Source organism: Methylorubrum salsuginis (assembly GCF_900114375.1).
In the GTDB taxonomy this organism is placed as follows: domain Bacteria; phylum Pseudomonadota; class Alphaproteobacteria; order Rhizobiales; family Beijerinckiaceae; genus Methylobacterium; species Methylobacterium salsuginis.
The window spans coordinates 113,596-127,029 of record NZ_FOSV01000015.1 but is presented as its reverse complement, the minus strand read 5'-3'; the positions used below and the strand labels follow the sequence as shown (position 1 = coordinate 127,029).

Annotated in this window: 11 protein-coding genes and 1 pseudogene; 2 read left to right on the top strand and 10 right to left on the bottom strand. The window is 71.3% G+C overall.

Going from position 1 to position 13,434, the window contains the following annotated elements:
• Together tuf and BM140_RS17305 are read left to right on the top strand one after the other, a co-directional pair.
• Nucleotides 1–1,111: elongation factor Tu (gene tuf, locus BM140_RS17310; RefSeq protein WP_091947117.1), on the top strand; the 1,111-nt coding region annotated here is incomplete at its 5' end.
• A gap of 153 nt (nucleotides 1,112–1,264) precedes the next feature.
• On the top strand, nucleotides 1,265–2,194 hold the full coding sequence (locus BM140_RS17305; protein ID WP_091949159.1) for a LysR family transcriptional regulator: 930 nt from the start codon (nucleotides 1,265–1,267) through the stop codon (nucleotides 2,192–2,194).
• Nucleotides 2,195–2,231: 37 nt separating this feature from the next.
• On the opposite strand, the gene BM140_RS17300 is transcribed toward BM140_RS17305, so the two are convergent.
• The 10 genes and pseudogenes from BM140_RS17300 to BM140_RS17255 all read right to left on the bottom strand — a co-directional run bounded on the left by BM140_RS17300 (nucleotide 2,232) and on the right by BM140_RS17255 (nucleotide 13,378).
• Nucleotides 2,232–3,902 (bottom strand): glycosyltransferase family protein, encoded by a 1,671-nt coding sequence (locus BM140_RS17300; protein ID WP_091949155.1) that lies wholly within the window; start codon nucleotides 3,900–3,902, stop codon nucleotides 2,232–2,234.
• Nucleotides 3,902–7,402: a glycosyltransferase gene (locus BM140_RS17295; protein WP_091949152.1), complete on the bottom strand. Its 3,501-nt coding sequence runs from the start codon at nucleotides 7,400–7,402 to the stop codon at nucleotides 3,902–3,904. Before BM140_RS17295 ends, BM140_RS17300 begins: the two co-directional genes overlap by 1 nt.
• 142 nt (nucleotides 7,403–7,544) lie before the next feature.
• Complete coding sequence (locus BM140_RS17290) at nucleotides 7,545–7,997, bottom strand: hypothetical protein (protein WP_091949149.1); 453 nt, start codon at nucleotides 7,995–7,997, stop codon at nucleotides 7,545–7,547.
• Between the two features lie 111 nt (nucleotides 7,998–8,108).
• Nucleotides 8,109–9,146 carry a GTPase ObgE gene (gene obgE, locus BM140_RS17285; protein WP_091949142.1) on the bottom strand — a complete coding sequence of 346 codons (1,038 nt, stop codon included), beginning with the start codon at nucleotides 9,144–9,146 and terminating at the stop codon, nucleotides 8,109–8,111.
• A gap of 22 nt (nucleotides 9,147–9,168) precedes the next feature.
• On the bottom strand, nucleotides 9,169–9,651 hold the full coding sequence (locus tag BM140_RS17280; protein WP_091949138.1) for a hypothetical protein: 483 nt from the start codon (nucleotides 9,649–9,651) through the stop codon (nucleotides 9,169–9,171).
• Nucleotides 9,648–10,232, bottom strand: a complete 585-nt coding sequence (locus tag BM140_RS17275) for a GNAT family N-acetyltransferase (RefSeq protein WP_091949135.1) — start codon at nucleotides 10,230–10,232, stop codon at nucleotides 9,648–9,650. The genes BM140_RS17280 and BM140_RS17275 overlap by 4 nt, the downstream gene beginning before the upstream one ends.
• A gap of 180 nt (nucleotides 10,233–10,412) precedes the next feature.
• Nucleotides 10,413–10,679, bottom strand: a complete 267-nt coding sequence (gene rpmA, locus BM140_RS17270) for a 50S ribosomal protein L27 (RefSeq protein WP_091949132.1) — start codon at nucleotides 10,677–10,679, stop codon at nucleotides 10,413–10,415.
• A gap of 121 nt (nucleotides 10,680–10,800) precedes the next feature.
• Nucleotides 10,801–11,109, bottom strand: a pseudogene (gene rplU, locus BM140_RS17265) (50S ribosomal protein L21); the annotation flags it as partial.
• Nucleotides 11,110–11,297: 188 nt separating this feature from the next.
• Complete coding sequence (locus BM140_RS17260) at nucleotides 11,298–11,801, bottom strand: helix-turn-helix domain-containing protein (RefSeq protein ID WP_131803871.1); 504 nt, start codon at nucleotides 11,799–11,801, stop codon at nucleotides 11,298–11,300.
• 35 nt (nucleotides 11,802–11,836) lie between these two features.
• On the bottom strand, nucleotides 11,837–13,378 hold the full coding sequence (locus BM140_RS17255) for a helicase HerA-like domain-containing protein (protein WP_091949123.1): 1,542 nt from the start codon (nucleotides 13,376–13,378) through the stop codon (nucleotides 11,837–11,839).
• Nucleotides 13,379–13,434 lie beyond the last annotated feature (56 nt).

The following is a 13,434-nucleotide window of genomic DNA, read 5'->3' as shown; positions in this document are numbered from 1 at the left end:
TCTGACGGCGGCGATCACGAAGGTGCTGGCGGAGTCGGGTGGGGCGACCTTCACGGCCTACGACCAGATCGACAAGGCCCCCGAGGAGAAGGCGCGCGGCATCACGATCTCGACCGCCCACGTCGAGTACGAGACCAACAACCGCCACTACGCCCACGTCGACTGCCCCGGCCACGCCGACTACGTGAAGAACATGATCACGGGCGCGGCGCAGATGGACGGCGCGATCCTGGTGGTGTCGGCGGCCGACGGCCCGATGCCGCAGACCCGCGAGCACATCCTGCTGGCCCGTCAGGTCGGCGTGCCGGCGCTGGTCGTGTTCCTCAACAAGGTCGACATGGTCGATGACGAGGAGCTCCTGGAGCTCGTCGAGCTGGAGGTGCGCGAGCTCCTCTCGAAGTACGACTTCCCCGGCGACGACATCCCGATCACCAAGGGCTCGGCCCTGATGGCGCTCGAGGACAAGGAGCCGAAGATCGGCCGCGACGCCGTGCTGAAGCTGATGGAGACGGTGGACGCCTACATCCCGCAGCCGGAGCGTCCGATCGACATGCCGTTCCTGATGCCGATCGAGGACGTGTTCTCGATCTCGGGCCGCGGCACGGTGGTGACGGGTCGCGTCGAGCGCGGCATCGTCAAGGTCGGCGAGTCGGTGGAGATCGTCGGCATCCGCGCCACGACCACGACGACGGTGACGGGCGTCGAGATGTTCCGCAAGCTGCTCGACCAGGGCCAGGCGGGCGACAACGTCGGCGTGCTGCTGCGCGGCACCAAGCGCGAGGACGTGGAGCGCGGCCAGGTCGTGTGCAAGCCGGGTTCGGTGAAGCCGCACTCGAAGTTCAAGGCCGAGGCCTACATCCTGACGAAGGAGGAGGGCGGTCGCCACACGCCGTTCTTCACCAACTACCGCCCGCAATTCTACTTCCGCACCACGGACGTGACCGGCATCTGCACGCTGCCGGAGGGCACCGAGATGGTGATGCCGGGCGACAACGTGACGATGGACGTGGCGCTGATCGTGCCGGTGGCCATGGAAGAGAAGCTGCGCTTCGCCATCCGCGAGGGCGGCCGCACCGTCGGCGCCGGCGTCGTCGCCGCCATCAACGAATAATTTCCTCGGATTGGGCGCACGGCTTCGCGCGTGCGCCTTTCCGTCGAGACTTGGGGAGGGCCGGCGAAAGCCGGCCCTTTTCTTTTGGCGGCCACCGCGCTTTCTCGATCGCGTGAGCCCGCCCTCCCCACGGGCTTCTCAGGATCGTGCAGCGTGATCGACAAGCTGGAATTCCTGCTGGCGCTCGCCCGCGAGCAGCATTTCGGGCGGGCGGCGGAGGCCTGCGGCGTCACCCAGCAGACGCTCTCGGCCGGCGTGAAGAGCCTGGAGGACCGCTTCGGCGTGCGCCTCGTCCAGCGCGGCTCGCGCTTCCAGGGCTTTACCCCCGAGGGCGACCGGGTGCTGGCCTGGGGTCGGCGCATCGTCGGCGACGCCCGCGCCATGCAGGACGACGTGGCCGCGCTCCGCCGCGGTCTGTCGGGCCATCTGCGCATCGCCGCGGTGCCGACCGCGCTCCCGATGGTGGCCGCGCTCACCACCCCCTACCGGGTGCGCTACCCCAACGTCCGCTTCAGCGTGCTCTCCACCACCTCGGAGGATATCTTCTCGCTGATCGACAACTTGGAAGCCGATGCCGGGCTCACCTACATCGACAACGAGCCGCTCGGGCGCGTCACCACGGTCCCGCTCTACACTGAGCATTATCAGCTGCTCACCGCGGCGGGCGGCCCCTATGCCGAGCGCGCCAGCGTCACCTGGGCGGAACTCTCGAAGATTCCGCTCTGCCTGCTGACCCCCAACATGCAGAATCGCCGGATCATCGACGAGCAACTGCGCAAGGCCGGCGGCGAGCCCGCGCCGACGCTGGAATCCAACTCGATGGTGGTGCTGATGACCCATGTGCGCACGCTGCAATGGGCGAGCGTGATGCCGGCGATCCTCGCCGACGCGCTGGGGCCGACCGAGGGGCTGCGGGCGATCCCGATCGTCGAGCCCGACCTGCGCCACGCCATCGGCCTCGTCGCCCCCCGCCGCGACCCGGCCACCCCGATGGTGACGGCGCTGCTCACCGTCGCCCGCACGGTGGCGCGCACGCTGGACGGGGGCGATCCGGCGCCGGCGGTGCTGCAGGGGGGCGGGTGAACTCTCGTCTCCCCGCGGCTGGTCCCGGCGATGTCTTCTACGCCACCTGTGCGGCGCGCGGGCCCCCCAAGGCCTCCACCACCTCGACGATGGTGCGGGCGCGGTGGGCGAAAGTGTGGGCGGAGAGCACGATGTCGCGGGCGCGACGCGCGCGGGCGCGGGCGCTTTCCGAGTCGGCGAGGATCGCCTTCGCCTCGGCGGCCAGTTCCTCGGCGCTGTCGACCGCCGGGATCGTGTCGCCGAACACTTCGGCGAGCCCCGCCACTGGGTCGGTGAGGATGGGCGCGCCCGCCGCGCTCCCGTCGAACAGGCGGTTCGACAGGAAGCCGTTCTCGCGCATCGCGTCCCAGTGGTCGTTCAGCAGCACGCCCGCACCCGCATAGGCCGCGGCGAGGCGGTCGTTGGGGATGTGGGTGCCGTGGACGAGCTCGGGCGGCACGATGCCCTCCCACATCGCCCCCCAAATCGCCAGCGGCAGCCGCTGCTCGATGCACCACCGCACCATGGTGCGGTACTCGCGCCGGGAATTACCGACGAACAGCAGCGGCGTCTCGACGGTCGGCGAAGGCGAGGGCATGAACACCGCCGGATCGGTCGCCTGATGCAGGGCCGAGCAAGGGGTGCCGGTGCGGCGGAAGGTCGGCAGGTAGACGTCGGAGGCGACGAAGACGTGGTCGAAATCCGCCGGCTCGTCCGCCTCGACCCGGTTCGGATGGCTGATCAGCCACATCAGGTTGAGCCGCTCGGGATCGACCTTGTAGCGCCCCAGGCCGCGCAGCACGAGATCGACATCCACGGCTTCGCCGCCGTACCACGCGTCGCGCGTGTCGATCCGCACGATCCAGCCAAGGGGCTCCAGGGCCGCCTTGAGGCCCTTGGCGAAGTGGGTGTCGCCCCATTGCGGCGCCATCCGCAGGTTGGGCGCGGCGATCTTGATCGCCATCCGCAGGGCGCGGGCGGCGCGGCGGCGGCGCGGCGCGGCCGGTGCCGCCTGCGTGCCGACGCGGACCGGACCGCCCTCGAACCGTTCGGAGCCGCCGGCCAGCGCCAGATGCACGAAGGCGGGCCGGCCCTCGGCGACGGCGATCGGCAGCAGCAGCACGAAGGACAATGAGCCCGCCGGGCCGGCGGCCCCGGCTTGCGCCGGGCGGGCGACGGCATGGGCCACGACCTCACCGTCGATGAAGGCCAGGACCGTCGCCTCGCCGTCCGGCCCCTCCGCCGACGCCTCGACCGTACCGAACACGAAGCGTCCGGCGACCCGGTCGATGCGCCCGATCCGGCCCGGCGGCTGCAGGGTGACGGGGCTGCCGTCGAGATCGGTCCCGGTGCTCGGATCGACGGCCCGCAGCACGGCGCCGGGGGTGAAGTCCGGCATCGGCACGAAATGGTTTCGCTGGCGGATCGAGTCCGTGGGCTCGATGCGGGCGAAGACGGTGCCGTCGAGCAGGAACTCGGCGGCCTGCTCACCCGGCAGCCGGACGGTCAGCAGACCGCCCAGCAGCACCGGCAGCAGAGTGCCGCGCGGCGCGGTGCCCGTCGGCTCCGCTTCGACGGGCGGGGAGGCCTCGTTCCACCCGGGCGTCCACGCCTCTCCCCCGGCCTCGGCCAAGGGGGCCTCGTCCTGCTCGCCGTCCAGCGGGTGCGACGCGTCGCCCAGGTCGCCGCCCATGTCGCCGCCCATCTCCTCGCCCATGCGCTGAACCATCAGCGATTCCCCTCGAAGCAGCGCCGATACAGGTAGAAGCGCAGCCGCTCCGCGGTCAGCTCGGCATGGAAGGCGAGACCGTGGGCGCGGGCGCGGCCCGTCGCGCGGGCGAGGCGACCGGCCTCCCCCGCGTTCCCGCGGAGATCGGCGACGGCGCGCGCCGCGATCAGCGGGTCGGCGAAGGTGGAGGGCGGCAGGGTCACGGCGATGCCGCGCTGAATCGCCTCGACGACGAGGGACAGACCCAGCGGGCCGAGCGCCTCGGCCGGGACGATGCTGGTGAGCGCGCCCGCAGCCGCCAGGGCCCGGGCGATCGCCGCATGGCCCTGCTCGGACCAGGGTTCGACCTCCCCGCCCCGCCGGGTCCGCTGCCAGGAGCCCGAGGCGAGATCGGCGGGGGCGACGATGACGCCGCCCAGGGGGCTCGGCACGGCGTTCGGATGGCCCGCCCCGCCGAGCAGGAGCAGGGGCCGGCGGCCCTCCGGCGGCGCAGCCTCCGCAGGGCTCGGGAGCGGCAAGGCGCCGAGGTGGAACGGCCGGGCCAGGTCGGCGGCGACAATCCCCACGCCGTCCGCATCGACCGCGAGGGTATCGACCGGCCGCCCGAGGCGCCCGGACAGGTCCGCGATCTCGGCTGAGGACAGCCCGAGGGCGAGCACGGCGCTCTCGCGTGACAGGAACGGTTCGAGGGCGGCGGCCAGCGTCTCGGTCGAGGCGAACGCCTCCGGCCCGAGGGGCAGGTCGGCGACCGGGTCGGCCGGATGGAGCGTGCGCGGGGCGGGCGTACGGCCGCCATGGGCCAGGGTGACTTCCGCCCCGTCCACGACCAGATGGATCAGCAGCTCGGCCAGGAGCGCCGCCTCGGCGCCGGAACCGAGGATCACCGTCAGGCGCGGATCGGCAGGCCAGTCGATGTCGAGCCGCAGATGGCCGTCGCTGAGCCGCGCGGTGGTCTTGCGGGCGACGATGGCGTTGACGTCATGCGCCAGCGAGATCGCCGTCACCTGACCCCAGGCGACGTTGCGCCGGTAGAAGGCCAGCACCTCCGGCACGTGGATCGGGCGGAAGATCGAGAAGTAGCGCAGCGCCAGATCCCAATCCTGCACCCGCGGCAGCGTCTCGTCGAAGCCGCCGAGCCAATCGTAGAGGTGGCGGTGATGGCAGATGGTGTTGAGGTCGATGAAGTTGGCCCGGGACAGCTTCACCGGATCGAACGGCTCGACGGCGAGCGCCCGGAACTCGACCCGCGTGCCGACGATCTCGGTGTCGAGATAGGCGGCGTAGGCGCAGGGGCGGCTCGGCGAGGCGAGGAGGGCCCGCAGGATCACGTCGAGATAGGACGGATGCCAGATGTTGTCGGAATCGAGATAGGCGATGTACTCGCCGCGGGCGAGCGCGAGGCCCCGGTTGCGGGCGATGGCGCCGTTCGCCTTCTCGAAGGCGAAGTAACGGATGCGCGGATCGGCCATCTGGGCCACGACCTGCGCGGTCCGGTCGATGCTGCCGTCGTCGCAGACCAGCAGCTCCCAGTTCTGGTAGCTCTGCTCCACCAGGCTGCCGATCGCCTCGGCGATGGTGTGAGCCCGGTTGAAGGTCGGCATGATCACCGAGACCAGGGGCGTGGCCGGCAGCGGCGCGTCGAGGCGGGCGCGGATCGCGCGGTCGCCGGCTGCCAGCGCCGCGGCGGTTCCCTCCGGGGCCTCCCTCAGCAGCCGGTCGACCCAGTCGTCGTACAGGCTGCGCGACGGAGCCGGCAGCGCCCCGCCGCTCCGGGCCTGGCGCAGGAAGGCGTCGAGCGGGGCGGCGTCCGCCCCGGACCGTGCCGCAGCCGCCGGCACCGCGACGGCCGTGCCCGCCTCGAAGCCCGGCACCGGCGCGAAGCCGGCCTGCGCCCCGAAGGCGAGGTAATGGGCGAAGCCGCAGGGGATGAGTCCGGCCGCGACCGCCCGGCCCACGCTCGGCCAGCGGTGCCGGTACCACGCCTCGTCGAACAGGGGCGAGGGCGCGTGGCCCGCGGCATGGCCGTGGTCGCGGTAATGGGCGAACGCCGCCGCGTCCGGGTCGTTGCCCGGCGCCATGGCCTCGAGCGCCGTGGGATAGGTCAGGCGGTACCACGGGGCGTCGAAGCGCGTGCCGGGGTCATCGAGGAACGCCGCGAAGGCGGCGCGGACCGACGCGACGAAGGCGGGATCGGCAAAGCGCGCCTCGTCCTGCAGCGTCGTCTGGTCGGCCGCCACCGGCTGGGCCTCGCCGCCGCCGATCGTGAAGCTGGCAAACGGCGCATGCGGCGTGTCCGCGAGGGCGAAATCGAGCCGGTGCGCGCCGCGCGGCAGGGTGAAGGCGAAGTTCCGGGCCGGGCGGCCGGGGATGTCGGCCCGCACGCCGTCGGCCTTGACCGTGCCGAGAGGAGCGCCGTCGGCGAAGACGGCGAGCCGCACCGGGTGGTCGGGCGCGAGCGCGTCGAAGGCCCAACCCTCGACCAGCCGGCCGGACGAGCGGGTGAGCCCGAGCTGCACCGACGGCGTGCGCAGGCGGAATTCGAACGGGCTTCCCGACAGATCGTCGTCGCTGCCGGCGAACCGCACGGAGACCGCGTGCCAGCCGCCGTCGAGGCATTCGGGCGGGATCGGGCTGGAAAAGCCGCAATTGGCCGTCGGCATCTTCTCGTCGCCGAAGCCGGACACGAGCCGGCGGCCCCTCACCCGGATCGGGGGATGGTCGTCGTAGCGGATCTCCACGTCCGTCCCCTGCGTCGCCCATCCGGAGATGCAGGCCGCGGGGCGGTCGAGATAGGCCATGCCGGCGCGGGATTGCTGCAGGGTATGCGGACCGCCCTCCAGGCGGATGTCGGTACCGGCGAGGGCGACCTCGATCGCGTGCGGGCGGCCGTCGTAGAACTCGCCGGGAATCCGGCCGACGAAGCCGTGGAAGCCGTCGCCGTGGCCCGCATCGGCCACGTCGGCGCGCGAGGCGTCGGCGACGAAGCGGCCCGCCGGCGTGCCGTCCACGATGAGCTGGAGTTCGAGCCGCGCCTGCGGGACGTTCGGATCGTAGGCCCAGCCGATGGCCGCGCCCTTGGCCACGGCCTCGAAATAGCCCCGGATCGGCTGGGGCTCCGCCGGCACGGGCTCGGGCGCCGGAGCGGTGGCGCGGTAGGGGATCGGTCCGCCCGGCAGCGGCGGCTCGCCCGAGCCGGCGACGACGCTGACCTGATGCTCGGCCCCGTCGGCGAAGGCGTCGGGGATGCGCAGGCCGAAGCCGCCATGCCCCCGCCCGAAGCCCGCCGCCTGCACGTCCGGCCGCGGCTGGTCGGCCGGAGCCTCCGCCACGATCTGTCCGTCGATCTGCAGGGAGACGGTGACGAGGCGCCCCGGCTCCTGCCGATCGGTCGCCCAACCGTACACGATGCCGCCGCGGATTTCGTCGAGGCGCCCTGGAAACCGGTTCGATTCGGCGTTCGACCGCCGATGGGAGCCGAGGAGGCGCCGGAGGAGAGCCATGGAGCGGGGGGCTCCGTCTTCAGAGCGGGAGAGAAACGAGGCGCGAGCTTCTCCCCTGCCCCCTGGCCGGAGTCAAGATCGCCCCGCAGTCTCGCACGGCACGCGAGCCGTCGTGATCAAGCTTCTGAAGACGATGGGCAAATTATGATCGGTCGGCGCGCTCGATCACGGCGCAGAGCGTCAGCGGACCTTTGTCGTTCTTCATGGTCGAGCAGGTGACGAGCGCGCCCCCCGCCTCGATATGGCTGTGGCGCATCCGCCCGGCGGCCTCGCGGGCGCGTTGGGCGGCGTCGGTCAGGATGTCGGTGGCGATGCCGGTGACGGCGTGCCCCGCCCTCGCGAACAGGGCGTAATAGGCCTCCGGCGGGGTCTCGCCCTTGTGCTGGGCGCCGACCGAGGACGGATGGACGCCGCCGCAGGACAGCGTCAGCGAGGTGTCAGGCCCGGCGTCGAACCGGGCGAAGTCGGCGCTGCGCTCGGCCATCGTCGCCCCGGTCGCCGCCGTCACCTTGTCGATCAGGTCGGTGCAGGACGGCTCGGCGCGGGCGGTGCCGGCGCAGAGCAGGAGGGCGGTGAGAAGAAGGGGAAGGCGCATGGCGTCCAAGGTAGCGCCTGCCCGAAGCCTTGGGGCGGGGCGGCGCTGAGACCTAACGCCGCGATGCCGCCCGTGGCGCCGCGCCGGCTCCCCGGCCGTCGAACCCAGGCGCTACGGCTGCCAGGGCGCGGCGGGCTCCGCCTCTTCCGCCTCCGCTGCGGCGCCCGCGTCGAGCTGGGCCTGGATCGCGCGGAGCGCCTCCTGCACCCCCTCCCCCGAGGCCGCCGAGAGCACCAGCACCTTGCTCCCCGCCGCCCGCTTCAGCCGGGCGAGCTGCTGCTTGCGGGTCTCGGGATCGAGGGCGTCGGCCTTGGAGAGCGCGACGATCTCGGGCTTGTCCGTGAGGCCGCCGCCATAGGCCTCGAGTTCCCGCCGGACCAGCTTGTAGGCCTTGCCGGCATGCTCGCTGGTGCCCTCGACGAGGTGGAGCAGCACCCGGCAGCGCTCGACATGGGCGAGGAACCGGTCGCCGAGGCCGATGCCCTCGTGCGCGCCCTCGATCAGGCCGGGAATGTCGGCGAGCACGAATTCGCGCTCGTCCGAGCGCACCACGCCCAAGCCCGGATGCAGGGTCGTGAAGGGGTAGTCGGCGATCTTGGGCTTGGCCGCCGTGACGGTGGCGAGAAACGTCGACTTGCCGGCATTCGGCAGGCCGACGAGGCCGGCATCCGCAATCAGCTTGAGGCGCAGGATCACCCACATCTCCTGGCCTTCGAGGCCCGGATTGGCGTGGCGCGGGGCGCGATTGGTCGAGGTCGTGAAATAGGCGTTGCCGAAGCCGCCGTTGCCGCCCTTGGCGAGCCGGACCCTTTGCCCGACTTCCGTCATGTCGGCGATCAGCGTCTCGCCGTCCTCGGACAGCACTTGCGTGCCCGCGGGCACCTGCAGCACCACGTCCTCGCCCTTGGCGCCGTGGCAGTTCGAGCCCATGCCGTGCTCGCCCTTGCGGGCCTTGAAGTGCTGGCGGTAGCGGTAGTCGATCAGGGTGTTGAGACCCTGCACGCACTCGATCCAGACATCGCCGCCGCGTCCGCCGTCACCGCCGTTCGGCCCGCCGAACTCGATGAATTTCTCACGGCGGAAGGACACGCAGCCGGGACCGCCGTCGCCGGAGCGCACGTAGACCTTGGCTTCGTCCAGGAACTTCACGGGTCGACTCTCTGCGGTTGGGTCAGGTCGCCGTGCGGCGGCACTGGCCTTCGAGGTTGAGGTACCGGACGCTGCGCAGGCCCGCCTCGAACCAGCCGCCGGAGGCAGCCGTTGCGGGGCGGGTCGCGTTCCTGGCGTCTCCGTACAGGTTGATCGTGATCGCCCCGTCGGGCGAGGTCAGGGTCGGCTGTTCGCCGTCCCGGACATAGGCCCAGGCCGGCCGCGGATCGAAGATGGTCTGCTCCCCGTCCGCATCCTTCTGGAAGATCTGGGCGTAGTCGCCACCGCCGGCCGGGGCCGTGAAGTAGAACCCGACCTTCGGGGTGCGGCTGGCGAAGTTGTAGAACTCGCAGTAGAGCCGCGGGTCCGCGGACGCGGCCGGCCGCGATGCCTCCGGGGCGGGCCGCGGCGGCGGCACCGGATTGCGGTCGATCGAGGCGAGGAAGCCGATGAGCCCCGCCGCCGTGAGCCCGGCACTGAGCCCAGCGACGATGCGCGTCCTCATGACACCCTCCCCCGCCGGTCGAGCCAGCCCGCCCGGTCGAGCCGGAACGAATCGGCCGCCACCGTCTCTCCGCGGGCCACCGAGAAGATTTCTCCGCAGCTATCGGCGACGAAGCCGCTTTTCTCCAGAACGCGCCGCGAGGCTGGATTGTCCACCATGGCCGAGGAGACGAGTTCCCGCCCGCCCGCATAGGCGAAATAGGCCTCGACGATCGCCGCCGCGGCCTCGCTCATCAACCCCTCGCCCCAGTATGGCCGCCCAAGCCAGTAGCCGAGATGCGGCGCTGGCGCCTCCGGCCGCGGTCCGATTCCGATGATGCCGACCGGCTGCCCTGGGCTCGCCCGGCGGCAGACGACCATGATCAGGCCCTTTCCCTCGGTGTTTCCGGCACGGACCCGCAGAACGAAGCCTTCAGCCTCATGAAGAGGCATCGGCGAAGGGAGCTGAGCGGTCATCCGGGCCACTGCCGGATCGCCGGCGAGGCGGGCCACGGCCTCGGCGTCGCGGGCGGTGGGCCAGCGCAGCCACAGCCGCCGGGTCTCGATGCGGAAGACGTCGTCTCGGGTCAGGTCGGGGAACATCCGCGTCCGCTTCTCATGCCGATGCCGAGCATCGTTGCGGGACGACGAAGGGGGAGGATGGCGGCCCATCCTCCCCCGTGTTCCGATCCGAAAGCTTCCGACGAAGCTCGCAAGACCGTCCGCCGGTTCGGTGTGGGACACCGGCGGGACGCTCGCTTCGTCGCGGGAAAGCGTCCGCCGTTACTCTGCGGCCTGGGCCACCGGTACGACCGTCACGAAGGCGCGGCCGCGACGGGTCTCGAACTGCACCTTGCCCTCGACGAGCGCGAACAGGGTGTGATCCTTGCCCATTCCGACGTTGACGCCGGGATGCCACTTCGTGCCGCGCTGGCGCACGATGATGTTGCCCGGGATGACGGCCTCCGAGCCGAACTTCTTCACGCCGAGGCGCTGGCCGGCGGAGTCGCGGCCGTTGCGGGACGAGCCACCTGCTTTTTTATGTGCCATGGGATTGCTCCGGAATTCTTTTGGGAATCAGCGTTCGGGCTTACTCGGCGGCGGCGGGCGCCGGCTCGGCCGAGGCGGCCTTCTTGGCCTTGCGCGGCTCGGCCTTCGAGGACTTGCCGCCGGCGCTGATCTCGGTGATGCGCACGACCGTGAAGTCCTGGCGGTGACCGCGGCGGCGGCGCGAGTTCTGGCGGCGGCGCTTCTTGAAGGCGATGACCTTGCGGGTGCGGCCGTGCTGGACGATCTCGCCGGTCACGCCGATGCCCGACAGCAGCGGGGTGCCGACCTGCGTGGCCTCGCCGTCGCCGAACAGGAGCACGTCGCCGAAGGTGACGGAGGCGCCGGCCTCGCCCTCGAGGGTCGCGATGGTGATGACGTCGTTGGCGGCAACGCGATACTGCTTGCCGCCGGTCTTGATGACTGCGAACATCGTTGGTCTTTCGTGTTCTCTGCCGACCTCCGGCACCGCGAAGCGCCTGGGTCGTCTTTTTGTTCAGGTCATCCGCGCATCATCAGCTGGGCCGTGCGCGCGAACGCGAAACGCGCGGACTTCGTCGAGGAAGCCGCGCGGTACGGGGCGGATAGTCGAGAACGTGCGCCGCTGTCAATGGAGACCCGTCAGGCGGGTGTCCGTTCATGCGTGCCGGTGTCGATCATCACCGCTTCCACGAGCGCCGGATCGCGGTCGATGATCGCCAGCAGCACCCGCGTCGCCGGGTCCGGGGCGTGGCGGCCCTGATCCCAGTTCTGAACCGTGTCGAGCTCGAAGCCGAAGCGTACGGCGAAATCGGCCTGCGACAGGCCGAGCCGCGCGCGGATCGCCCGCGTGTCCACCTCGGGGATCGTCAAGGGCGACGCCTCGACGCCGAGCGCGCCGAATTGGCCGGGTAACTCATCCGGCGCCTCGCTCCAGAGTCGGACCACCACGGCTTCGTCTGCGGCGATGCGGTTGAGCGTGGCATGGGCGCGCTTCAGCGACAAGCCGTGGCGGGTGAGCAGGCGAGCCAGATCGATCGGCCGGGCGATCTCACCCGTCCGCTTCAGGCGCAGGCGGATGGGGGAACCGGAACGGGCGCTGTCGGCGGCCGGGATTGCGTCCCGTCGTGCGAGTGCTTCCTTCAACGACAAGGCCTCGGACATCGGCTTCCCGGTACCGCCTACTTCTTCGTCAGCCCCCCGAGCACATTCCGCAGGATTGCGTTGCCCACCTCGGTCCCCACCTTCCGCGCCATCGAGCGCGCGGCGTTCCCCAAAACCTGCTCGACGAGGCTCGGCGGCGGGCGGCGCCCCCTGCCCTTGCCCTTCGGCGCCTCTTCGCCGCTCCCCAGCACGGAGCCGAGCCAGCCGCCCAGCATGCCCCCAAGACCCCCTTCCGTCTGCGCGGCGGCTTCCGCCGGGGCGCTGTCGAGGTCCTTGCGCTTGGCCAGCATCTCGTAGGCGCTCTCGTTGTCGACCGCCTCGTCGTACTTTCCGCGATACGGGCTCGCCTGGATGAGGGCCGCGCGCTCCTGCGGCGTCAGCGGGCCCACCCGCCCCTGCGGCGGGGCGATCAGCGCCCGCTCGACCACCGAGGGCGTGCCCTTGGCCTCCAGAAAACTCACCAGCGCCTCGCCGACGGCGAGTTCGGTGATGGCTTTGCCCACGTCGAAGCCGGGGTTCTGGCGAAATGTCTCGGCGGCGGCGCGCACGGCGCGCTGGTCGCGGGGGGTGAAGGCGCGCAGCGCGTGCTGCACCCGGTTGCCGAGCTGGCCCAGCACCGTTTCGGGCACGTCGAGGGGATTTTGCGTCACGAAGTAGACGCCGACGCCTTTGGAGCGGATCAGGCGCACCACCTGCTCGACGGCGTCGAGGAGGGCTTTGGGCGCGTCGTTGAACAGCAGGTGCGCCTCGTCGAAGAAGAACACCAGCTTGGGCTTGTCGAGATCGCCGACCTCGGGGAGCTGCTCGAACAGCTCCGAGAGCATCCACAGCAGGAACGAGGCGTAGAGACGCGGCCGCTGCATCAGCTTGTCGGCGGCCAGGATGTTGACGAAGCCCCTTCCCTCCCGGTCGGTGCGCATGAAGTCGGACAAGTTCAGCGCCGGCTCGCCCAGGAATTGGGCGGCGCCCTGGTTCTCCAGCACCAGCAGCGCCCGCTGGATCGCGCCGATCGAGGAACTCGCGACGTTGCCGTAGGTCGCCGACAGGTCCTTGGCGTTCTCCGACAGGAAGGTGAGGAGCGCACGCAGGTCCTTCAGGTCGATCAGCGGCCACTGGTTCTCGTCGGCGACCCGGAAGGCGATGTTGAGCACGCCTTCCTGGGTGTCGTTGAGTTCGAGGAGCCGCGCCAGCAGCAGCGGGCCCATCTCGGTGACGGTGCAGCGGATCGGGTGGCCCTGCTCGCCGAACAGATCCCAGAACACGGTCGGGAAGCGGTCGGGCTCGTAAGAAATGCCCAGTTCCTCGGCCCGCTTGACGAAGTGCGGTTTGGCCTCGCCCGCCGCCGCGAGGCCGGACAGGTCGCCCTTGATGTCGGCGGCGAAGACCGGGACGCCCGCGTTGGAAAAACCCTCGGCCAGCACCTGCAGCGTCACGGTCTTGCCGGTGCCGGTGGCGCCCGCCACGAGGCCGTGGCGGTTGGCGAGCTTGAGCGTCAGCACCTCGGGCTTCGGGTTCGGGCCCGTGCTCCGGCCGACCAGGATGGTGCCCGTATCGCTCATCGTGTCCCCCCGCCCGAACCGTGATGGCCTTGCCGCGGCGAAGGTTATGGCGGCGC